The sequence below is a fragment of the Vibrio sp. B7 genome, from assembly GCF_963888765.1.
In the GTDB taxonomy this organism is placed as follows: Bacteria; Pseudomonadota; Gammaproteobacteria; order Enterobacterales; family Vibrionaceae; genus Vibrio; species Vibrio anguillarum.
On record NZ_CAWPKR010000035.1, the window covers coordinates 42309 to 66806 of the forward strand.

Annotated in this window: 11 protein-coding genes; 6 read left to right on the top strand and 5 right to left on the bottom strand. The window is 45.5% G+C overall.

Going from position 1 to position 24498, the window contains the following annotated elements; translation table 11 throughout:
* Positions 1-47: 47 nt before the first annotated feature.
* Positions 48-9482 (top strand): retention module-containing protein, encoded by a 9435-nt coding sequence (locus tag AACV32_RS11280; protein ID WP_170895160.1) that lies wholly within the window; start codon positions 48-50, stop codon positions 9480-9482.
* A 126-nt stretch (positions 9483-9608) separates the two neighbouring features.
* Here the strand turns inward: AACV32_RS11280 and AACV32_RS11285 are convergent, their stop codons facing one another.
* The 3 genes from AACV32_RS11285 to AACV32_RS11295 all read right to left on the bottom strand — a co-directional run bounded on the left by AACV32_RS11285 (position 9609) and on the right by AACV32_RS11295 (position 12804).
* Complete coding sequence (locus AACV32_RS11285; RefSeq protein ID WP_013868401.1) at positions 9609-10937, bottom strand: anaerobic C4-dicarboxylate transporter; 1329 nt, start codon at positions 10935-10937, stop codon at positions 9609-9611.
* A gap of 280 nt (positions 10938-11217) precedes the next feature.
* Positions 11218-11667 carry a GNAT family N-acetyltransferase gene (locus AACV32_RS11290; protein WP_017042187.1) on the bottom strand — a complete coding sequence of 150 codons (450 nt, stop codon included), beginning with the start codon at positions 11665-11667 and terminating at the stop codon, positions 11218-11220.
* Between the two features lie 42 nt (positions 11668-11709).
* Positions 11710-12804 (bottom strand): response regulator, encoded by a 1095-nt coding sequence (locus AACV32_RS11295; protein WP_017045068.1) that lies wholly within the window; start codon positions 12802-12804, stop codon positions 11710-11712.
* Positions 12805-12927: 123 nt separating this feature from the next.
* Between AACV32_RS11295 and AACV32_RS11300 the strand changes: the two genes are divergently transcribed.
* The gene (locus AACV32_RS11300) at positions 12928-16896 is read left to right on the top strand and encodes a response regulator (protein WP_170895159.1); all 3969 of its coding nucleotides are present in this window, start codon (positions 12928-12930) and stop codon (positions 16894-16896) included.
* Between the two features lie 139 nt (positions 16897-17035).
* Positions 17036-18772 carry a methyl-accepting chemotaxis protein gene (locus AACV32_RS11305; protein WP_026028898.1) on the top strand — a complete coding sequence of 579 codons (1737 nt, stop codon included), beginning with the start codon at positions 17036-17038 and terminating at the stop codon, positions 18770-18772.
* Between the two features lie 129 nt (positions 18773-18901).
* Here the strand turns inward: AACV32_RS11305 and yjeH are convergent, their stop codons facing one another.
* Positions 18902-20179 carry an L-methionine/branched-chain amino acid transporter gene (gene yjeH / locus AACV32_RS11310; protein WP_170895158.1) on the bottom strand — a complete coding sequence of 426 codons (1278 nt, stop codon included), beginning with the start codon at positions 20177-20179 and terminating at the stop codon, positions 18902-18904.
* Between the two features lie 191 nt (positions 20180-20370).
* On the opposite strand from yjeH, the gene AACV32_RS11315 reads away from it, so the two are divergent.
* The gene (locus AACV32_RS11315; RefSeq protein WP_013868407.1) at positions 20371-20985 is read left to right on the top strand and encodes a LysE family translocator; all 615 of its coding nucleotides are present in this window, start codon (positions 20371-20373) and stop codon (positions 20983-20985) included.
* A gap of 81 nt (positions 20986-21066) precedes the next feature.
* On the opposite strand, the gene AACV32_RS11320 is transcribed toward AACV32_RS11315, so the two are convergent.
* Positions 21067-21276, bottom strand: coding sequence for a hypothetical protein (locus AACV32_RS11320; protein WP_017048173.1), 210 nt, complete (start codon positions 21274-21276; stop codon positions 21067-21069).
* A gap of 328 nt (positions 21277-21604) precedes the next feature.
* Between AACV32_RS11320 and hcp the strand changes: the two genes are divergently transcribed.
* Positions 21605-23266: a hydroxylamine reductase gene (hcp, locus tag AACV32_RS11325; protein ID WP_170895157.1), complete on the top strand. Its 1662-nt coding sequence runs from the start codon at positions 21605-21607 to the stop codon at positions 23264-23266.
* Positions 23267-23361: 95 nt separating this feature from the next.
* Positions 23362-24417, top strand: a complete 1056-nt coding sequence (locus AACV32_RS11330; RefSeq protein ID WP_017049230.1) for a hybrid-cluster NAD(P)-dependent oxidoreductase — start codon at positions 23362-23364, stop codon at positions 24415-24417.
* Positions 24418-24498 lie beyond the last annotated feature (81 nt).

The window sequence follows — 24498 nt, forward strand, 5'->3', positions numbered from 1 at the left end:
TTGCTCGTTTTCTGAATCGATTTGCTAAAGAAGTATCTGGGGGCTCTATGGATTTACATGTGGTTGTTCAACCTGCGTTAGTACAAGAAGTGGTTGGTGATGTTATCGCAGCAGATGCCAAAGGTAATGCGCGTAAAGTAAGCGCGGGTGATCAATTAAATAAAGATGAAATCTTAATCACAGTGAATCATTCGTCGGTGACGATACTGTTTAATGGCCAAGCTACCGTAGTCGATCAGAATTGTATTACTTGTTTTAGCAATGCGTCACCAGATTCTGAGAGCTCAGTTGACTTAGTTCAATTTCCGATTGAAGGCGAGATCAACGCTGATCTGAGCTTATTAGACGAGGTGAGTTTTGACGCAGATAATATTGCTGCCATCCAACAAGCCATTTTAGATGGCCAAGACCCGACCCAAATACTTGAAGCAACCGCCGCCGGAGCCGGTGGTGAAGGCTCTGCAAATGCTGGCTTCATCACCATTGATTACAACTTTGCAGAAGTATTGGCGAGTACGTTTTTCGAAACTACAGGGCGTGATGCTCAGCAATCATTGACCGAAACGAATTTGAGTCCGTTGCGTTTTACCGCTGGGGGTGAATCATTATCAGCGGCATTAGCTGAAGGTTCGCTCTCACTAAATTCGTACCCACAATCAGTGACGGCAAATGTTTTAATCGCGGCGGGAGATCTGCCACTGGATGCCGCCTCTTTTGTCCCTGAATCCCTTTCATTAGCTGCGCTATTGTCAGAGCTGAAGAGCGATATTACTTCGGCTGGGCGATCAGTAAGCTTTCGTTACGATGCTACGGCTAACCATATTGTCGGTGAACTTGACGGCAGTGAAGTGCTACGGATTGATTTAGTGGCGACGTCTGTCGGTAAAGACATCAACTTAGAGATAGTGACGACCATTAGTCAACCGATTGACCATGTTCCCTCCGTGGGAGGTGGCTTAGTTTCTTTTGCTAATGATCAAATTGCGATTCAATTCGATGTAACCGGTTCTGATGCGGGTGGAAATCCTATTCGCTCGCCGATTTCTATCGCAATCAGTATTGGTGATGGTAATAACCCTGTTATATCCGATGAACCGTCGACGTCCGTTTATGAGGATAATTTGGCAAATATCGGTTCGGATGCCAGTGCTTCACAGACGATTACCGTTTCAGGACAGTTTGATACTCAATTGGGTTCTGATCAAATTGAAAGTTATCAGTTGGATTTAAGTGCTAATCCGTTGGCGGGGTTAACCTCGGCTGGTGTCGCGGTGCAATTGGCCTCTTCCTCGTCATTGAACGGGGTTTATACCTATCAGGCGAGCGCCAATGGTCAGCCTATTTTTGAGTTGATATTAAATCCAGACGGTCGTTACCAGTTTACGTTACAAGGCGCGCTGGATCATCCAGTCAATAGTGATGAGTTATTACTCAACCTTTCGGTATTGGCAACCGATTATGATGGTGATAGCTCTGAAAGTGTGCGTTTACCAATCAACATTATTGACGATAAACCTGAAATCATTGGTGTGGATGCGCTCAGCGTTGACGAAGACGATTTAGCGTCAGGCTCAGACAGCAGCAAAGAGCCGTTGTTCGCCGAAGGCTATTTCACCACTACCCAAGGGGCCGATACGGTAGCGAGTTATCAGCTTGATACCAGCATCAACCCCATCGCTGGGTTAACCTCGCAAGGTGAAAGTGTGGTATTGGGCGCAGCGACAGTTGATGCCAACGGTAACTACCTCTATCAAGCAAGTACTACCCCAAGCGGTCAGACGGTATTTAGCTTAGTGCTTAACGCAGATGGCAGTTATCGTTTTACCTTACAAGGGCCAATTGACCATGCGCAGGGGAGCGATGAGCTACTGGTGAATTTCAAGGTGGTTGCAACTGACTATGATGGCGACAGCGCCAACATTCTGCTGCCTGTCACCATTCATGATGATCAGCCAATCATCGCGAGCGTGCAAGCGCTCAGCGTTGACGAAGACGATTTAGCGTCAGGCTCAGACAGCAGCAAAGAGCCGTTGTTTGCCGAGGGAGTTTTTACTACTCAAAGCGCGGATAAGGTGGTGAGCTATCAGTTGGATACCAGCAGTAACCCGCTTGCAGGTCTAACTTCGCAAGGTGAAGCGGTGAGTTTGGGCGCGGCGACAATCGATGCCGACGGCAACTACCACTATCAAGCTAGCGCTGCACCGAGCGGCAATGCAGTGTTTAGTTTGGTGCTCAATGCGGATGGTAGCTATCGTTTTACCCTGCAAGGTCCGATTGACCATTCGCAGGGGAGCGATGAGCTGCTGGTAAATTTCAAGGTAGTGACAACTGATTATGATGGCGACAGCGCCAACATTCTGCTGCCCGTTACCATCCATGATGATCAGCCAATCATCACCGGCGTGCAAGCGCTCAGCGTTGGCGAAGACGATTTAACGTCAGGCTCAGACAGCAGCAAAGAGCCGCTGTTCGCTGAGGGAGTGTTTACCACTCAAAGCGCCGATAAGGTGGTGAGCTATCAGTTGGATACCAGCAGTAACCCGCTTGCAGGCTTAACCTCGCAAGGCGAAGCGGTGATCTTGGGCGCGGCGACAATCGATGCCAATGGTAACTACCACTACCAAGCCAGCACCACACCTAGTGGCAATGCGGTGTTTAGCTTAGTGCTCAATGCGGACGGCAGTTACCGTTTTACTTTGCAAGGTCCGATTGATCACGCCGCAGGCAGCGATGAGCGACTGGTGAATTTCAAAGTGGTGGCGACGGACCATGATGGCGACGCCTCTGACATTCTACTGCCTGTCACTATTGTGGATGACAAGCCAACGATTGTCGGCATTCGCGCCGGTAGCGAACAGAGCGTGGATGAAGATGACTTAGCCACGATCGGTTCTGATCGTTCAGACAGCACCGTTATTGCTGGGCACTTTGATGTGATTGACGGGGCCGATGGTATTGTCAGTTATCAAGTGTCTGATCTCACCACGCCTGTCGAGAATTTAACGTCTGGTGGTCAAGAGATAGAGATCATCCAAATTTCAAGCAGTAATGGTGTCACTGTTTATGAGGCGGTGATTAAGAATACGACGGACGTGGTTTTTCGTCTCACGTTAAATGGCTCGGCCGATAGTTACCAATTTGAACTGCTTAAAGCCATCGACCACCCGACGGGTAATGGTGAAAATAGTTATATTTTAGATCTTCCGATTACCGCAACTGATAGAGATGGCGATGTTTCAGCGTCAGCGAGTTTGCCAATATCGATTGTTGATGATATTCCAACTTTGCATGATAAAAGCATCACTAGTGTTGAAAATACGGCGATAAAAACAGTCAATTTATTTAGCCAAGACAACAATACCTCACCGGATACTCAAGGTGCAGATCATGGTGCGATCACTAAATTTGTGGCCATTGATGAAGCGGGTCGTGATATTCAATTTAGGGATGGCAATGGCGCAAGCTTAGCTAATGAAATTGAACTTAACGGCATCACAAAAACGGTCACGGTTGTCGAAATAAAAAATGGTGTTGAGCGTGATTTAGGCACACTGACGATTACGCCTAACGGTAACGCGACATTTAAACCAGTTGCTAGCCTTGAACATGGTGATGATCCGACCATTTCATTTACTGTCGATGTCACTGCGCAAGACTTTGATGGCGATGCCTCAACCGAACAGTTGAACATCAATATTCTTGATAGAAATGCCACTATCACAGTTGCTAATGTTATTGGCGCTGAAGACGCTGGACGCGATGGTGTCACTATTTTGTTTAACGACCCCAATCAAATCACTAATAGCCAAGATAACCAATCCGGCTTAAATACTTCACCGCTTAAAGTGGATTTGCAGATCAATCTTTATGATTTGGATCGCAATGAATCGATTGGTGATGTAAAAATCACGGCCAGCAACGCGCATGGCGATTTTTACTATCTCAATAGTTCGGATGTTTATGTCAAATTAGAGCTAGTCAGTGGACGATTTGTTTTGCCCGCAGACGCGGTGGAGCAAAGCTTAACAGGCAGTGTTGCTAAGATTGAAAACTTGTATTTTGTGCCTGACCGTCACTATGCCAGCGCTAACGGTGGCTTCCAACTCAATATTACTGTGCAGGTTTTGAATAATGGCCAGCATGATCATAATGTGAACGGGAAATTGCGCATTGAGGTGGAAAGTGTGGCCGATATTGCGACTTGGACCTCAAGCAGCCAATTTCATTATGATGCAGTAGAAGATAGTGACAATATTACTCTCGATGTTTTAGCGCAGACACAAGATAACAGTACCCCCGAAATAATCCTGTATGAGATCCGCTTTACTCAAGGTGAAGGTGAGGCGCAACTAGTCTACGCAGATGGTACGCCGGTTGGAATGAGCTCGGATGCTTCAGGTCACTATTATCTTGTTAGTGCGAGTAACATTAACCAAATACAAGTTGACCCCAATGATAATTTCAGTGGTCAGATCAAACTTGATATTACAGCGATCACGACCGAGCAAAATAACGCTCACGTTGGTAAAGAGAGCGCCCGATCAGAAACGAAAGAAATCGTGATAGATGTTAGCCCTGTTGCCGATATGGGTAGCTTCTCTGTCAATCGAATCAATGTTTTTGAAGATAATGCCGCTACGCAAAATACCGTTGACCCCACCACAGATCACGATCCCTTGTTATTAAGTGAAGTCATTACGATGGCCGGATCCGTTGATTCTGATGGTTCAGAAACACTATATGTGCGTCTCTCTGATTTTTCAGAAACAGGTGTCACACTGATTTGGTTGGGAGCCGGAGCCAGCGAAATATCCCAAATAACCGATGCCAATGGTCATACTTATTATGAAGTTCCTGAACAATATCTTGACCAAGTTGAAGTGCTACCCCCATTGCATAGCAACGCTGATTTTACCTTCTCTGTTGAAGGGATTATTAAAGATATGGTCAATCTTTCTACGGGTGCGGTGGCAGATGAAATATCGTTAGGTGCTAAGACGGTTAACGTTTCAGTTAAGGGCGTAGCAGATATTCCAACCATTGATTTTCACTCAAACAGTACTAACACTTGGAATGAATTTAGTGAAAATGGTCTGCAAGTGATTGAAACGACGATTGATGAAAATCAATCCGTTGGCTTTGGCTTTAGTGTGTTATCCGGTGAGCTTGCGGATAATCCAACTGACAGCTCTGAGTCGATCACCGTTTTGCTGTCGAACATTCCAGATGGTGTCAAATTGTATGACAGTGTTGGTAGCGTGATTAACTTGGTATTTGTTGGTTACGATACTGCGCAACAACCTATTTATCAGGCGAATCTAACTTCAGCGCAGGTTGATTCAGGTATTCGAGTTGAGCCATCTCATTCATCGACCGAAAACATCAACATCAAAATGACCACCATCGTTACTGAAAATGATGGACATACGCGTCAAATTGAGTCGGAAATTCGCATTAAAGTGGCACCAGTGATTGATGTTGTTGACAACTATCAATCACACTCGCTTGGTAACGAGGACAGCCGCATTAATATCCATTGGCAGCCAGAAGAGGAACAACATCTTGATGCTGATGAATATTTTGCCTCTGTTACACTTTCTGGCTTCCCAGCAGGTAGTACTATTTACGTCGATGGTGTTGTCACGACCTTAGACAGTGACGGCAAGCTCATTTTGACCCCCGCACTGGGACAGAGCGATCAAGATTTCTCAGCGCAAGTGCTGACAACGGGTTACGTTCAAGTTCGGCTACCAGAGCACTCCAGTACTGATTTTACCTTGAGCACTGAGATTGTGGTTAAAGAGCAAGACAACGAATACGTCGATGCAATCAATTCTGGCGAAGGTATTGCTTCGAAAGTCATTCATGGTTCTGTTGATGTCACGGTAAGGCCGATAGTTGAAGCTGATGGACAACTGCGTGTTGAAGACAACGGCGTAGTCACAAACAAAGCTGTCGCAGATGCCTCTGGTGCTATCTACTTTACTATTAATGATGCGGCCGGCGGCGAGCCTAATGCAAACGTTATACGCTTTGATAATGCAGACACTCAATCGACAGAAGGTTACCAATCATTAGAAGTGGTCGACCAACTGGTGGTGCGTTTTAGCAATATTACGCCACAGGTACTTGATCAACTACTGATTACTGGTGCAATTAATAATGGGGATGGTTCATGGACCATTGTTGATGAGCAGAATTTCAGTGTAAAAGCGCCGAATGGCCTGACATTGAGTAGTGGTAACGATCCTGATGGTGATGGTTATAACGACATCACTGTGACCATTTTTGCCCAAGTGTATGACCAAGGGGAAGATAGCTCTGAAGCCAAAGTGGTTCAACAAGTGCAATCAGAGCTCACCTTACAATTTCCGCTCACTGCTACGGGCAACAACACGGTAGCGGCTGACATTACTTTAGTTGGCAATGCGGATGATATTGTATTAGGCGTCGAAGATAACGCCATTAACTTAGGTCAGCAAATTCAAGATAAATTGATGGTGAGCGCTTCAGGTTTTGATGGTGTAGAAGATGAGCTCAGTATTGTCATCGCGCAAAGTGTGCTGCCAGTTGGCGCAAGTTTATCTGGTGGTCATTTTGATTTCGTTGATGGCTTGTATGTATACAAAGGTACCGTGAATACCGATGGCTCGATTTCAGGGTTAGAAAATCTGCATCTGCATCTACCTGAAGATTACGCGGGCGACTTTAATTTGCCGATTACTTTTGTGACGACAGACACGGCTTCTGGTGATGAAAAAACCTTCAGTACGCAAATCCCAGTGGCAGTTTCTCCGGTGGCCGATGTTCCCGGAACGCATCAACCGCAAGATGATGACACTACACCCAAAGCGACATTGACCATAGAAGGCACGCTTGGGTTAGATGCAAATCATCAGCCGACTTCAAGCTCGTCCGACGTTCCGACCAATGACGGCATAGGTTATGAAGATGGTATTATTCATCTTTCGCTCGATATTGATCTTGCTGATATTCGCAATAGCGCTACGGAAGGACGAGAGGTGCTGAGCGAAGTCACCTTAACCCTACAAGGAACCAATATCGGAACCTTTGTTGATGCGCAAGGCAATGATCTCGGTACCAGTATCACTTTTAGTCAGCCTCAGCTACCTGCGGCATTAGACAATGTTTATTTCAAACCCGCACCCAATTATCCGACTGGCGATGATGATAATACCGTCAACATTACCGTGGCGGGGAAAGTGACTGATATCACGCAATTTGATGATACCAATGCCAATGCGTTGGGAGTAGTCAATACCGATGCTGATAAACCATTTACCACACAAGTAAGTTTTGATGTGACGCCAGTGGTAGACGACGTCATTATTTCCAGTGGTGGTAGCAGTGATATTGAAGTGCATGGATTGGAAGATGAGTGGATTGTCCTTTCTAAACCGGGTTCTGAATTTACCGTTGATCTGACCGATACAGATGGCTCTGAGGTATTTGTGTCGATCAAGCTTACTGGGGTGCCGACGGATTTTGTCGTGAGTTCTCTCTCTTCTGACTATACCGTGAAAAATAATGGTGGTGGTGAGTGGAGCATTCAGATTAACAACCCAGCACAAACCTCGATCAATTTATCCGATATTGCGATGAAACCTGCGAAGAACTTTAGTGGCGAAGTGGAAATCGGCATCAAGGTCTTTACCCAAGAATCCTTGCTTGGTGTGCCTGTAGAGCATAACGGCAGCTTTAGATTGGATATTACGCCCGTTGGGGATGTGGTGGATGTTGAACCAGTGACTAACGGCGCTGGCGATGAAGGCGTTGACATTGAAATTGATATCAACGCGCAAATTATCGATAAAGCCGATTCCATTGCAGCTGGTACGAACCATAGTGAAAACTCACCAGAAACGTTGAGAATTGAAGTTTTCGGGGTGCCAGATGGAGCAAGTATTGCATTGCCTGATGGCACGCTGGGGACTTACATCGGTGGTGGAGTATGGCTGTTGAATGCCGATGCGCAAAGCTTAGATAAACTGATTTTTAATTCTGGTGATTGGCATAAGGACACTTGGGCGGGAGATCTGACGATTAAAGTACAGTCGGTCGATACAGGGCTGGACGGTACTGAACATTTGGGGCCTGCGCGTGAGTTTACTGTTTCAGTTGATGTTCAGGCGGTCAATGATGCGCCCACCATTGATAGTGCTACGGTCACCACAACGATTGATGAAGAGGCGGGGCAAAAAGTTACCGGCTTGAGTGTGAGTGATATCGATTATGCAGGCTCACATGCCAACGACATCATGACAGTGATTTTGAGCGTGAGCGAAGGTTTGCTCAGTGCCGTGATCCCCGCGTTAAGTTCTGTCACGCAGAGCACCAATTTGGCTGGAGAACTCGTCCTACAAGGCACGTTATCGGATATTAATGCGCTACTCAATAGCAGCGATCCCGCCAGTGGTGTTTTTGTTGATGCCACCGCGATTGGTAGTGACCATATTGATCTGACAATTAAGGCCAATGATGGTGGTGTTTATGCCGACAATGTTTCTGGTATGGCGTTAGAAGAGACAGAAACCGTCAGTATTGCGGTGACGCCCAAAGCCAATACGCCGATATTAACCCTTGATCCGAGCTTTAATTATATGAAGCAGACGTATGTTAGCCAAAGTATCAGCGCTCAAGGTATTGCATTGCTGGGGTTAATCGCGGCATTAACGGATAGCCATGAAGTGTTGTCATTGGAGATCGACAGTCTGCCAAGTGGCGCTACCCTTTCTAGTAGCTCGGGCAGTGTGACTGAGCAAAACGGAGTGTGGAGTGTTTCCGCTGATGCTATCGACGGATTACAGGTTAGCGGGCTCGATTTAGGGCAACACACTCTGTCGGTAGCGGCTATCTCAACAGAAACGGATGGTAGCCGTGCAGCTTCTGCATCAATTGATATTGCGATTGAAGTATTGCCTGACGGTAGCACGATTGATCAATCAACGAACGGGGATGATGCGCAATTGCTCGCCGGTAATGTTGGAGCGCAGTTGCTAGGTGGCAGTGGTCATGATCACCTTGAAGGTGGCGATGGTGATGACTCCTTAGTGGGTGGTGGCGGAAATGATACCTTGATTGGCGGGCTTGGTGCCGACATCTTAACCGGGGGAAGTGGCGCTGACATATTTAAATGGACGCTCGATACTGTTGATGAGCAAATCGACACTATCACTGATTTCAACGCTGGTGAAGGTGATGTGATAGATCTCACTGATGTTGTGGCCGATTTACATTTGCCCATGGATCAACTGCTCGTTTCGCTACACACTTCTCATCAGATAGAAGCGAAAGTGATGACCAACACGACGGATGTGGAATTGGAAATTCTGACGGACAATAACGTACATCAAACCATTGTGGTGCAAGATCTTGCCAGCCAATTCAATTTTGATGGCATGGCGTCGATTGACATTGTTGGCTTCTTATTGGACAACAACATTATCAAGCATGACGTTTAAATAAAGAAAAGAGCAGTTAAATAAAGAAAAAGTGCACCCAACGGCTTCAGGCTCAGTTGGGTGCACTTTTTTATTTAGCAGTAAACACACCCCAGCGCTGTATCAGTCTGGGGCATTTACAGTGGGTTAACCAATGATGATTTGGCTCAGCACATAACCTAAACAGCACGCACTCACGACGCCAATTAAACCGACGGACATGAACGAGTGGTTGAAGTAGTACTTACCGATTTTGGTGGTTCCTGTGGTATCAAAGTTGACCGTTGCAATATCTGACGGATAGTTTGGAATGAAGAAGTATCCGTACAGTGCGGGCATTAATCCCACCAGTAGCGCAGGTTCTAAACCTAGCCCGAGGCCTACAGGTAACATCATTACCGCTACTGCGGCTTGTGAGTTCACCACAACAGAAACAATGAATAGTGCAAGCGCGAAGGTCCAGTGATGGTCGGTAACCATCTCAACAATGCCTGATTTAAACTGCGGCATCGCGTATTGGAAATAGGTATCCGACATCCAAGCGATACCGAAGATGGCAATTGCCGCTACCATACCTGATTTGAATACCACACCGTTTGGTACATCTCGTGGGTCGGTTTTGGTTGCCAGTAAAATGATACCGCCAAAGCAGAGCATCATCATCTGGATAACCACCGCCATACTGATCGGTTTACTGCCTTCAACAATAGTGCGTGTTTCTGGCACCATCGCTAGCACGACTATGGTTAATATCGCACCAATGAAAATCAACACAGAATTACGCGCTGCCGCGGGTAACGTTTCATTCAGCGTTGTCGCGGTTGTGTTTAGGATTTTCTCTTTCCACACTGGATCTTGCAGACGTTCTTGATACTCAGGATCATCATCTAGTTCTTTCCCGCGGCGCAAGCTGTACAAAGACATCAACAGCGTACCGAATAAGGTCGCAGGTACAGTGACCAGCAAAATAGAGAGCAAGGTGATCTCGTGTTGAATATTCGACAATTGAGCAAGGTAGTAGACAACGGCCGCTGAGATTGGGGAAGCGGTAATCGCGATTTGCGAAGCAACAGAAGACGCAGCCATTGGACGTTCAGGACGGATCCCATTTTTCAATGCCACATCACCAATGATCGGCATGATGGAATACACCGCATGGCCAGTACCCAGCATAAACGTCATTGCGTAAGTGACGAACGGTGCAATCAAAGTGACATTTTTCGGGTTCTTACGCAGTAAACGTTCTGCCACTTGCAGCATGTATTTCAATCCGCCAGCCGCTTCGAGTATTGAAGCACAGGTGACAACGGCAAGAATGATCAACATGACGGTGATCGGTGGTGATGTGGGTGGCATTTTGAAGACAAAAACTTCAATGACCAAGCCAATACCAGAAACCACACCAAGGCCAATACCACCGTAGCGTGAGCCTATATAGAGCATTAATAGCAGGAATAAAAATTCCAAATACAACATATCTGTTTCCTATCCAAAGGTGTTAATGAAAATATTGTCTAACGTAACGTTAAAAAAAGATGAAACCTTGTTCACACAACCATTTACCCTATAAATGAAACGACATTAATCAGAGATTGCTCACGCATTTTATTCAATAAGTAATGAATATGAATAAACAAATGTAACCATTTTGTTGTGCTACAGGTGGGTTGGCGTTAATGATGAAGCTTATTTTCTCGCCGCGTAGGCTGTTTGCCTATCGCCAACCTTAATTTAAGATAGCACAAAGGGTACTGAGCTATTGGCCTTTGGGCGTTGGAATGAAATGCATATGAGAAAACTCATCGTCCATTTGGTAGTGCGTAAACCCAAATCGCTGATACAAAGCACCGACGGGGCTACCTCGCAAATAACAGAGCTTACATGGGTATTGCGTCAGATTGGCTTGGTTGACGACCAGTTGTAACACTTGGCTACCCACCCCTCTATTTTGAAAATCTGGCAGAATAAAAAAGCGCGAGAAGTAGAGCGTTTCATGCTTGCTCTGCAGTAAATAAGTGCCAATCGGTTGGCCATCAGCGCAGATGATCGTTGGTAGACCAGAATGCCATTCTTGGCGATGCAGCACTTGCTGCAACTCTTCATCCCAACCAAATATCGCCGTAATACCATCCATTTCTGCGACTTTTTTTAGATCAAAAGCAAATTGATAATCGCTGTCACTTGCGGGGCGAAAGGTTACCTTCATACGTTTATCTTTTTGTTTAATAATACGTTGCTTACCAAGATATTAATCGTCGGCGTATTCATGGGCAATCGAAATAAAGCGCTCTTCTATCGCCAGAAAGGCATCAATGACTTCTGGGTCAAAGTGGCGTCCTTTTCCTTCTAAAAGAATGGTTTTTGCATTGTCATGAGGCATTGCTTCTTTATAGATACGACGGCAAATCAGTGCATCATATACATCAGCGACAGCCATTAAGCGTGCGCTGAGCGGTATCGCGTCACCTCGTAAGCCCTGAGGGTAGCCAGAACCATCCCATTTTTCATGGTGCCCATAAGCGATCTCTTTCGCCATATCGATAAGGTCATTTTTCGCGCCTGACATCTTTTCCGCTTTTTCTAGCGCACGTAGCCCTAAGCTGGCATGGCCTTTCATGATCTCAAACTCATCACTGTCCAGTTTTCCTGGTTTTAATAGTATGTTGTCGGCGATGCCCACTTTACCAATATCGTGTAAAGGGGCGGCTTTAAAGTAGGTATTAATAACATTCGGCGTTAGCTTTTGTTGATATTTTGGCAACTTAGCTAGTTGTTCGGCTAACGCTTTGACGTAATGTTGTGTTCGCAGGATATGGTTACCCGTATCCGGGTCTCTGGTTTCAGCGAGGCTGGCGAGAGCATACACGACCGCGTCTTGCATTTTATCCAATTCATTTGAACGTTTGATCACCTCTTTTTCCAAGTAGCCATTTTGGTTCTTCAGTATGTCTTTTGAAATTTTGTTTTGCAGGTGAGTATCTACTCTGGCTCTTAGCAACGGTACGCTTACGGGTTTGTATACATAGTCAACCGCACCTAACTCAAACCCCAGTTTTTGATCTTCAGGGTTATCTTTTGCGGTCAGAAAAATCACAGGGATGTCTTGGGTGTTAGGGTTTGCCATGATCTTTTGTATGACTTCAAAACCTGACATTTCCGGCATAACAATATCGAGCAACACTAGGTCAATAGAAAACTTGTCTAAGATACTGAGCGCCATCGGGCCTGATTTAGCGGCCTTGACATGATATCGGTTAGCCAACCCCTGTGACATAAATGCAAGGTTATCTGGCGAATCATCGACGATTAACACGGTACAATTGTCCAAGTTTTCGATGGGCATGAGTCTTTCCTAATAAAAAATAGCAATTGAGCGGCGAAGGTTGGGTTTAAGTCTAAACTTATCAATAACTATAGCTAATCTCAGCGTTAGTAGAGTGAGAAAATTATTAAGAAGGCGCTTCACATGCGATCCATTCGAACTTTATTCACCGTCTTATTTATTGCTATGGGATTATGTTCCATTGCGATGTTTAGTATCACAGACAAAGTAGCCGCTCTGAGAACTGAGAGCCGACAACTGAACGACGAACTTTACCGTTTCTATCGTCTGTCACAAGAGTTGAAGCAGAGCTCAGATCACTTAACCAAATTTGCCCGAGCCTACGCTTCGACTGGCGATGAAAAGTGGCTCAACCTTTTTAATTATGTGCTGAGCGTCAGAAATGGTTCTGTGCCTTTACCGAAAGGGAATGAGTACGAATTTTGGGATGTCGTTGCACAAAACAAACTACTTGCCCGCTCACTGGGTGGCACACCAGACAACCCTTCGTTACTCGATAGAATGCGTCTTTCGGGCATTGAATCGGTGGAGTTTTTAGAGCTCAAAAATGCGCTTACGTTGTCTGATTCACTGGTGTCACTCGAAAGAGAAGCCTTCATGGCCATCAAAGGGTGGAAAAAAAGTAGCCAAGGCGAATTTGTCGACACAGGTGAGCCGGATCTGGAATTGGCTCGGGCTATTCTCTATGGTGACCAATACTTCGCGGAAAAGGCGAAAATTATGCAGGCGATTGGTTCTGCGCATCAATCGATCATGCAACGCATGGAGCAAAACATTCAACGTGCCGATAGCGAAGCGCTGCGTTATGAATGGATAAACTTGGCGTTAGTATTAACCTTACTCAGCGTGATCATCGCCTCCTTTGTTCTGCTGTGGCGTCTTTACATCAATCCGTTAAGTCAGCTACTCAAAACGGTTGTGACTCAAGTCAAACGGGAAGATTACGCGTTTACCATCACTCAAACCGCCTATGCAGAGCTGCAACATTTTATCGACAGTTTGAATGTGGTGTTTCATCATATCGCTGAGCAGCTTAGCCAAAATACTTTACTTAAAGATTTCAATATCATCCTGCGCAAAAACGATTCTACGGACCGTTTGTGTAATGAAGTTACGCAATTCTTACTGCATCAATTTCCTTTGGAAATGGTTGGCATGTACATCTATCAAGAGGGCGTATTAAAACGAGTGGCTGGGGTGGGTTATGGTGAGCATTCGGCCAGAGAATACACCGATCCATCATCGACGCAGCTCAGTGTGTTGCTCAGCGGTCAGCCCTATGCGATGAAAGCACTCGATGGCAACTGTCACATTGAATTTAACGGTGGCAAGTTAGTCATTAACGAAGTGTATTATTTGCCGCTGCACGTCAATCAGCATCCTGTCGCTTTACTAGAGCTGGGTACTATCGGGTCGTTGTCGAGTTTGCAATTTCAGTGGTTATCGCAAATGTTGGATGACTTATCGGTCAGTATTCAATTGAGCCAAAACATTGAAATTCAGCGACGAGCCGAGCAGAAAGTACTCGAACAATCTCAACTGAATCAAGAGATCCTCGATGCGACGCCGAACCCCATGTATTGCTTGTCGGCCTCGGGTACGTATCTCACCATTAACGCTAAGTTTATGGATTTAGTTGGCCTGTCGGCCGAGCAAATTATCGGTAAATCGCCGCAAGATATCTTTCAAAATGAAACGGCGACCATTTTTGCCCAAGTACATAAAAGGCTTGGAGAGGAGCAGTCTTCGCAAGATTACGAATTGTCTCTCTATGACGCTTCGCACCACAAAAGAGAGATGTTGGTATACGAAGCTTCTTTCCAAAATAATCGTGGTGAAGTTTCTGGAATTGTCGGAATTTTGCTTGATTTAACCGATCGCAAGCAGATGGAAGAGCAATTAAGAGAAGCTAAAGAGACCGCGGATGCCATGAGCCAAGCCAAAGGCGATTTCCTCGCGAACATGAGCCACGAGATCCGTACACCAATGAATGCCATTTTGGGCATGGCCCATCTAGCGCTCAATACCGAGCTCAATCCTACGCAACAAAAATACATTTCACGGATTAATGAATCGGCGAAAAACTTACTTGGCATCATTAACGACATTTTGGATTTTTCCAAAATAGAGGCGGGCAAGCTGAATGTTGAGCACATTGATTTTAGCCTTGATGAGGTATTGGATAACCTCACCACCTTGATTTCGCTAAAAGCCCAAGAGAAAAACATCGAGTTTTTATTAGACATCGACCCACATATTCCTGTGGGCTTGGTGGGCGACCCGCTGCGTTTGGGGCAAGTTCTCGTTAACTTATGTGGCAATGCGGTGAAATTTACTGAACAAGGGGAGATCATCGTTTCGGCGCGAGTCGTGGGGCAAAACGACGCCAACGTGACCTTGAAGTTTACCGTTTCTGATACAGGTATTGGCATTGCTGAATCTAACGTAACCACTCTATTCTCTGCATTTTCTCAAGCTGATAATAGCATTACTCGCCAATATGGAGGCACGGGCTTGGGGCTTAGCATCAGTAAACAGCTAGTCGGATTGATGGGTGGCGACATTCAAGTTCGCAGTGAAGAAGGGTCAGGATCCACCTTTGAATTCACGGTTGAGTGTGGCCTGCAAGAAGCCAAAATGCGCGATATCGCTAAGCCACTCAGCGCTCTAGCAGGCAAACGTGCGTTGGTAGTCGATGATAATGACTCGGCACGCAATATTTTAATGACGTTGCTCAATGCGATGCATTTTGAAGCGAAGTCAGTCAGTAACGGTTTTGAGGCGCTCGATGAAATCCGCAATACGCATTTTGATATGCTGTTTATTGATTGGAATATGCCGGGTATGAATGGCATAGAGTTGCTGCAGAGAATGAAACCATTGGGTGTTTTTGATAATACTAAACGATTCCTCGTTACGGCTTACGGCCGAGAAATTTCCTTGGTGGGAGAAAACAGTAAATTAGTCGATGCCTTGATTGTGAAACCTGTGAACCCATCAAATCTCCTTGATGCCATTATGGACAGCTACGGCATCGAGCAATTAAGGCAGAGCCATGAGTATCTTGATCATGATACAAGGCCAACATTTATTGGGCAAAAAGTGCTTTTGGTAGAAGATAACGAAGTGAACCAAGAGGTGGCTTTCGGCCTGTTAGAAAGTACTCAATTGAGCATTGTTCTTGCTAATAATGGACAAGAAGCTTTGACGAAATTGCAGCAAGAAGCTTTTGATTTAGTGCTGATGGATATGCAGATGCCCATTATGGATGGTATCAGTGCGACGAAAGAGATCCGCCAGCATGAGGAGTGGAAAACGCTACCGATTGTTGCAATGACCGCCAATGCGATGTCTTCAGATGTCGAGCACTGCTTAAATGCAGGTATGAATGATCATGTGGCGAAACCAATTGATGTACAGCGCTTGTACCACGTACTACGCAAATATTTAAAGGCGGATGAAACCACTCCAGTACCCTCTACGGTATTACCGAATCAAGTGAAACCGAGCACTGGCTATCCAGAATTGACCGGTATTGATGTGGAGCAAGCGATTTTCCGAATTGGTGGCAATGCGCAGCGATACTTTGAAATATTGGATCACTTCCTTGCCAGCCAGCAGCAAGAAATAGCCGCATTCCCTAAATTGATTGATAAGGGGCTGTGGGAAGAGGCAGAGCGAGTGATGCACACCCTAAAAGGTTCAGCGGCTAATCTAGGGATTGAGCCTATTGCGCAGCTAGCCAACGAGATGGAAGGGGTTGTGCAGCGACATACGAAACCCGCCATTCAAGATCTCAACACGGTATCAAAGTTGATGTCTACTTTGTTGGATGAGCTAAGAGATTGGGAGCAGACACAATTACATCCGCAGCAAGAGCACCGTGATATTGCGTTGCTCTACCAACAATTAGTGCAATGTGTTGAAAACTACGATGCTGATGCGATTCATATGATCCACCAAATTAAACAATGCAATTTATGGTCTGACGAGCAAAAGAAAAGTTTGATGCATGCGATTGAAGATTTTGATTTTGAAGCGGCTAAAGAGGTATTGGCTCAGTTGCCAGTACCGACTGAAAAAATAAGTTGAAGTATGATGGTGCTTAAAATTGATGCAATAATTGTGGCGTAAAATTCGACATTTTGGCCATTCTCATCCTATGCTAAAAGCAATAATAATAATGAATAAACAGAAATAATTTCGTTGATAAATGAAGAAGGATACTTTTATGAATATCAACAACACCATGAAGCTCGTGTTTGCTGTCATCGGTATTGGTATTGTCATTAGTGTTGTGACGGTATTGCAGCTCAATGGGCTGATGCAACAAGTTGATAATATGGCTCAAGTTCGTTATCAATCTTACCAAGCGGCCGATGAGCTTCGTCAAAGCTCTGATGACTTAACTCGGTTAGGCCGGACTTATGTGGTCAGTGGCGATGAAAAATACGAAAAAATGTACATGGATATTCTTGATATTCGTAATGGTAAGAAACCTCGCCCGCAGAACTACCACACGATATATTGGGACCTTGTGCTGCAATATGGACAAAAGCCTAAAGCAGACGGTAAGAATATCTCTCTCAACCAAATGATGACGGATCTTGGTTTTACTCCGCAAGAGTTTAGTTTGCTCAAAGAAGCTCAAGCTAATTCCGATGGCTTAGTGAACATGGAAGTCAAAGCGATGAATGCTGTTAAGGGGCTTTACCCTGATAGCAATGGCAACTACACCGTTAGAAAAGAGCCAGACCGTAATATGGCGATTTCTCTCTTACACAGTAATGAATACCATCAAGAGAAAGCCAAAATCATGGCTCCGATCGATAAGTTCTTTATTGAATTAGAAAATCGAACCAATAAACAATTCATGGATGCGGCGCAGAAAGTAAAAAGTACGGTATTGGTTGGTAATATCTCCTTAATTAGTGTTTTTATTATTGCCATTATTGGGTATGCCATTGTTAACCGAAAAGTAGTGAAGCCGATTGATACCATGGCTAAATTGCTACAACAAGTGGACAAAAATTCTGATTTGACTTTGCGAGTTGACGATAACAGTCACAACGAACTGGGTATAATCGGCGGCACCATTAATAAGGTGCTTGGTAGTTATGCCACCACCATTAGCAAAATAAACCAAGTAAACCATACCATTTCGGCCATCTCTGAAACGATAAGCGATGTCACCAAACAAAACGTCAAAGTGGCGAATCAGCAAAATCAACAGCTTGAAATGGCGGCGACGGCGATGGAAGAGATGACATCGGCGCTCTCTAGTGTGGCGGAAAGCACCACCATGGCAGAAGAGTATGCGGGTAGCGCGGAAAAAGAAGCCAGTACCAGTAAACAGGTCTTTGATAAAACGACCCATGAATTCGGTGAATTAGAGGGTGAATTTACCAAAACATCCGAGATCATCCAGCAACTTGCGAATGAGTCTAATAACGTTGGTAATGTGCTTGATGTGATTAAAGCGATTGCTGAACAAACCAACCTACTGGCATTGAACGCGGCGATAGAGGCTGCTCGTGCGGGTGAGCAAGGTCGCGGTTTTGCGGTGGTAGCGGATGAAGTACGCTCACTTGCCCAACGAACTCAACAATCGACGGGTGAGATCGAAAGCATGATTTCGATGCTGCAAGAGAAAGCAGAACAATCGACCAAAACGATCCGGGTGAGTGCTGATAAAATGCAGTCAACGCGCTCTAATATGTCGGTGGCGAACGAAGCGCTTGGTACCATCCAAGGATCGGCGATTGAGATCCATAAATTGAATACGTCGATATCGGCTGCGACAGAAGAGCAATTGGCTGTGAGCGACGAAATTTCCAGCAATCTTAGTAACATTAAAGCCCTTTCGGGTGATATGAACGTTGCCATCAATCAACTCGGGCCTGTCGTTGTTGATTTGCAACGTAATGTCGATGAGTTAAACAGCGCGATTAAGCACATCCGCACTTAAATTTAATATCCTCTCCTTGCTATTTTTTAGGCTCTCTATATTGAGAGCCTTTTATTTCGGCAAAATTTTTTATTTGCAGAATGATGCCCACTTAAGTGGCCACGGTAATACCGCAAGGTAAGCGATACGTTAAAGCTCTTGCTTCGGCTGACTTTTTCTTGCCAAACGTTGCCAAGGTAAAGAGAGCAAAATGAAGATAGTCAGAGCATACAGCATTGACCAGCCTAAGCAGATAAATACCGCAGTGCAGAGGATCAACGAAATTGCCGCCAACAGTTTGTTGATGCCACTGAGCAATTTATAAGCGGCGAACATCGCTAACAGATAAACTAAGACAAAGATTCCATTCGCAAGTTTTAGGAAAAATTCCAGATTAAGACCAGACCATTCACCAAGCAGGCAAGAAGCCATTAATACAACTCCAACAGCAATGGTTGCGTTGGCTGGGACGCCGCGGATTGAAATTCTGGCGATTGCGCTTTCTGGTCGATATTGCCTTGCTTGTGCCCACACCATGCGAGATAAGCTTTGCGTGTATAAATTGATGCTGGCAAAGCATGCAAAAAAGCCGATAAGGCTTATCACCGTTGCCAAACTGCTACCAAAAATTTGTTCGCTAAGCCAAGGAATGGAGGTGCTATCAAATTCTGCGCTGCCATACGCACCAAATTTAAGGATGACCACCGAGCATGCCCAATAGGTGATTCCAGCCACAAAGCAGCCGACAATGATCGCGATTGGAAAATCGCGCTGTGGGTTTTTAAACTCTTCTCCCATATGAGCGAACGCTTCAATCCCGACGAAACACCAGAACATCACTCCGAGTGCGGCGCCAATCGGCCAAATACTGTCCGTGCTGAGTGCGGGCATGGTTAAATCTGCAGCACCAACATTGCCTATCCAGAAAAAAGCACCAACTAATACGAAAATGCTCAGCGCAATAACGGTTTGTAACTGCCCGGAAGATTTGGTGCCCGCCAAATTGACCGCAATCAGCAACAGTACGGTTAATACTTGCGCCATCATCGCCGAGTTCAGTGGCGCAGGGAGGAGTTGTTGAGCAAAGCCTGCCGCCAATGCGACAGCGGCCGGAACGCCGACAGGGATCACGCTGACAAAAAGCCAAGCAACCGAGTGTTCCAACTTAGCGTTAAAAGCTTGGCGGACAAAGTAGGCGGTTCCGCCGGCGTTAGGGTAACGCTTACCCAGAGCGGCAAACGTCAGTGCAATCGGGCAAATCGCCACAAACAGCAGTAGCCATGCCCACAGTGAGAGCTCACCTGCAATACCAGCGGCAATCGCTGGGATCATAAATAACCCTGTTCCCATTAAAGTGGTGGAAAGTTGTCCAATACCAGACAGCAAGGTGATCTCTTGTTTTAACTTATTCACGGCTTCCGTTCCCAAATATCGTTCTGGCGGTTAGCATACGCTGAAGCGAAATAATATGCATCTATCTCAGTTTGCCTATGCCCATTGGGTGCAACGGCTAACCTGCAAGATCAGGCCGTTTGGGCAGCGCCACATTCAGGTAGCGTTATGCGAGTCATTTCGTTATCGTCATTACCTTAAATCACCGAAACAACAGCGAGAAATCCATGACATTCACCGTTTGGTTATCACTATTTACCATTTGTATTTTAGGCGCGATGTCGCCAGGGCCAAGCCTAGCTATGGTGGCCAAACACAGCCTCGCTGGTGGGCGTAAAAATGGGTTTGCAACGGCGTGGGCGCACGCATTTGGTATTGGTGTCTATGCCTTCATTACCTTAATTGGCTTAGCGGTTGTACTGCATCAATCCCCCTTACTGTTTAAGACAGTAGGCTATGCAGGCGCGTTGTATTTGGCCTATTTGGGTATCAATGCATTACGTTCCAAAGGGGGCGTGGCGGCTAAATTAGAATCGGGTGAGACGGTCAGTGTGTGGCAGTCGGCTAAAGAGGGATTATTGATTTCTCTGCTTAGTCCTAAAATCGCGCTATTTTTCATCGCGTTATTCAGTCAATTTGTCGCCATCGGCAACGAACTGAGTAGCAAAGCTATTATTGTGTTAACACCATTTTTAGTGGATGGGCTTTGGTATACGTTCATCACCTTAATTCTTTCTAGCCCAATATTACTCGATAAACTGCGCGCGCGTGCCGTATTGATTGACCGTTTGTCGGGCGTAGTACTGATTGCGCTTGCCATCCGTGTCGTCATGACTCTTTAGCTAATACCAAAAAAGCGGGAGGAAATGCCTCCCACTTCTAATGAGTTTCGCCGTGCCAATGAAAGAGTGCGAATAGGGTTTTCATCGATAGTGTGCTTGAGTTTTTTCTTCATATTCACCTTCAATAATGTAGCCGCTTTTTGACGTAAAGGTGTGGCGCTTGAGCTGCTTTTCTATACGTTTGCCAGTGATGATCGCCGCAATAGCGAGAGGAATGGCGAGCAGCAAACTCAGCATCAACGCGAAAAACCCTACAACCAGCGCAAATGTAGTCACAATAAATCTATTCATAACCTGTACCTCTTTCTGAATTGAAGCTAGGTTAACGCAGCCAAGATGAATCCAACATGAATGTTGTGTCTCTAATTTTTGGAGTTGTATGGACGACGTTCATTCCCCCAATAATATTGGGACTCTGACAGATAGTTCAAATTTCGAGTCATTTTGACACCTTAGTGTCTTTATTCGTTATTTTTTGGCAGTCAAATTGACATTGTTGTTGTATGGTTTTTTATTTATTTTTTTAAAAACAAATGGTTATATGTTGGCATGTATTATGCCCTAAAGGCTTCGGATAATAAGCGTGATCGACACGCCTCAAATAACTGGAGCTAAAATAATGTTCTGTATTCAATGTGAACAAACCATTCAAACCCCTGTGGCAAAAGGTTGTGCCTACTCTCAAGGCATGTGCGGTAAAACGGCTGAAGTTTCAGACTTACAAGATGTATTAGTGTATTCATTACAGGGCGTCTCTTTTTGGGCCAATTTAGGTCGAGCGTGTGATGTGATCGATCAAGAAATTGATCAATGGGCTCCCAGAGCCTTCTTTGCCACGTTAACCAATGTCAATTTCGATCCTGAACGTATCCTTGAACTCGTTCAAGACTCCACGCAGTACCGTCAACGTTTGGAAGAAAACGTGAGAGCGGCTGCGGTACTTATCGGATTTGAATTGCCAGAGTTGTCGGCCGCTGCGAAATTTGAGTTACCACAAACCAAAGAAGCGTTGTTAGCATTCGCACCGATAGCAGCCGTTAACCGTGGGCGTGAAAGCCTACATGAAGATGTGATTGGCTTGCGTTTGCTTTGTTTATATGGGTTAAAGGGTGCGGCGGCTTACTTAGAACATGCTCGCGTTTTAGGCCAAAGTGATCAAGCCGTGTACGCTGAATACCACCAAATTATGGCTTGGCTTGGCACTGATCCAACTGACCTGCAAGCGTTACTCGATACGGCAATGCAAATTGGTATGGTCAATTACCGCATTATGGAGATGTTAGATACGGGTGAAACCGAAACCTTTGGCCACCCTGAACCTACGAGCGTCAATGTGAAAACGGTGGCGGGTAAGTGCATCTTGGTTTCAGGCCATGACTTGCATGATCTGGAAAAAATTCTGCAACAGACTCAGGGTAAAGGCATTAATGTCTATACCAATGGTGAGATGTTGCCTGCTCACGCTTACCCGCAGCTAAAGAAATATCCGCATCTTGTGAGCAACTATGGTAGTGCTTGGCAAAATCAGCAAAAAGAGTTTGCTAACTTCCCCGGTGCAATCGTGATGACATCAAACTGCTTGCTCAACCCGAATGTAGGGCAGTATGCCGACCGCCTATTTACCCGCAGTATTGTCGGCTGGCCGGGTGTGGCACACGTTGAAGGTGACGATTTCAGTGAAGTGATCGAGTGCGCGTTAGCCCAGCCCGGTTTTAAACACGATGAAATAGAGCAACATATTACGGTTGGTTTTGGTCGTAATGCATTGATGGCGGCCGCGCCAGCCGTGATTGAACAAGTCAAACAGGGCCACATCAAACACTTCTTCCTTGTAGGAGGTTGTGATGGTGATAAATCTGAACGCAGTTACTACACTGATTTCACGACGCAAGCGCCGGAAGATAGCCTCATTTTAACGTTGGCGTGTGGCAAATTCCGCTTCAATAAAAATCAGTTTGGTGACATCAATGGCATACCGCGTCTATTAGATGTTGGCCAATGTAACGATGCGTATTCAGCGATTCAACTGGCACTCGCACTGGCCAGTGAGTTTGATTGTGGTGTGAATGATCTCTCACTGACATTGGTTCTTTCTTGGTTTGAACAAAAGGCGATTGTTATTCTACTGACGCTACTCGCGTTAGGTGTGAAAGGAATTTATACCGGCCCAACCGCACCAGCATTCCTCACCGAAAACTTGATGAAGATTTTGCAACAAGAGTTCGATCTACGAGGAATTACTACTGCTGAGAATGATTTAAAAACAATTTTGGCTGCGTAATCGTCAGCATTAGTCTCTGCGTGTTCAGAGCCTAATGCCGCTTAAGATGTTTGAATAAAGCATGATTTGAAAAAAGTATTGTATGAGGGATGAGTATGGCAGCTTGGGCTTACCAAGATGTGCTTGAATTAACTTGCCGCCAAAAATGGACAGAAACCGAGGAAAGCGTCAGTTTTGAACTGGCCTCGAAAGAAGAGAGCGCCTTTCATTTTAAACCGGGTCAATTTGCAACTTTAGGCTTTGAATTACCAGAAGGCGTGGCGTTTCGTGCTTACTCCATCAGTTCAATGCCACAGCAAAACTTTCTGCGCTTTACGGTTAAACGAGTAGTCGGCGGAAAGGTTTCAAACCATATTGTCGATGCATTGAGTGTTGGCGATACAGTCTCGGTGCTACAACCGCAGGGTGCATTTAACAGTGTAGATTGCGCGCCGAAACGAAAAGTGACACTGATCAGTGCGGGTTGTGGTGTTACCCCTGTGATGGCTATGGCGCAACAATGGCTGCGACAAGGCGACATTGAGATCGATTTTATTCATGTCGCCAAAAGTGTTTCCGACACCATTTATTACGCAGAGCTGCAACAACTGGCACAATGTTATCCGCAGTTTCATTTAAAACTTCTGCTCAAAGAGGCGACGGGCAGCTCGCATCAACAAGGGCGGTTGACTCAGGCTTGGTTAGTCCGATTGTGCCCTGATATTGCCGAGCGCAGTGTGTATCTGTGCGGTCCCGTTGGTTTTATGCAAGATGTTAAAAGCTACCTACAACGGCTGAATTTTGATATGGCACACTTCTTTGAAGAGAGTTTTACGCCATCAGTGTATGAAAGCGAAGTGAGCCACCACAAACAAGAGAGCTCAGATCAAGACGAGATTGAGCCTCAGGAGGTGACAGTCAGCACGCCAGCGTTTGCATCATCCGTGACCGTGAAAAAGGGCAGTTTACTGCTCGATGCGTTAGAGAAAGGTAATGTACCAGTGATTGCGGCTTGCCGAAGTGGGATATGCGGATCGTGCAAATGCAAAGTGAAGGTGGGTATAGTCGAGCGTTTGAGCACCGAAACATTAAGCGCACAAGAGATTGAACAAGGCTATGCCTTAGCGTGTTCAAGCACATTAGTTTCGGACGTTGAAATCTCATTGAACTGATCACTTCATAAAAAAGCCGCCTTATATCAAAAGGCGGCAAGCAGGGGGGGTGAGATAAACACTCACTATTATTATGTTGTG

Bases quoted from the DNA above. Each gene is read 5' to 3' on its own strand.
- AACV32_RS11305 (WP_026028898.1), top strand. From the start codon at position 17,036: ATGAATATCAACAACACCATGAAGCTCGTGTTTGCTGTCATCGGTATT.
- AACV32_RS11330 (WP_017049230.1), top strand. From the start codon at position 23,362: ATGGCAGCTTGGGCTTACCAAGATGTGCTTGAATTAACTTGCCGCCAA.
- AACV32_RS11290 (WP_017042187.1), bottom strand. From the start codon at position 11,667: ATGAAGGTAACCTTTCGCCCCGCAAGTGACAGCGATTATCAATTTGCT.
- hcp (WP_170895157.1), top strand. From the start codon at position 21,605: ATGTTCTGTATTCAATGTGAACAAACCATTCAAACCCCTGTGGCAAAA.
- AACV32_RS11280 (WP_170895160.1), top strand. From the start codon at position 48: ATGGATTTACATGTGGTTGTTCAACCTGCGTTAGTACAAGAAGTGGTT.
- AACV32_RS11295 (WP_017045068.1), bottom strand. From the start codon at position 12,804: ATGCCCATCGAAAACTTGGACAATTGTACCGTGTTAATCGTCGATGAT.
- AACV32_RS11300 (WP_170895159.1), top strand. From the start codon at position 12,928: ATGCGATCCATTCGAACTTTATTCACCGTCTTATTTATTGCTATGGGA.
- AACV32_RS11320 (WP_017048173.1), bottom strand. From the start codon at position 21,276: ATGAATAGATTTATTGTGACTACATTTGCGCTGGTTGTAGGGTTTTTC.
- AACV32_RS11315 (WP_013868407.1), top strand. From the start codon at position 20,371: ATGACATTCACCGTTTGGTTATCACTATTTACCATTTGTATTTTAGGC.
- AACV32_RS11285 (WP_013868401.1), bottom strand. From the start codon at position 10,937: ATGTTGTATTTGGAATTTTTATTCCTGCTATTAATGCTCTATATAGGC.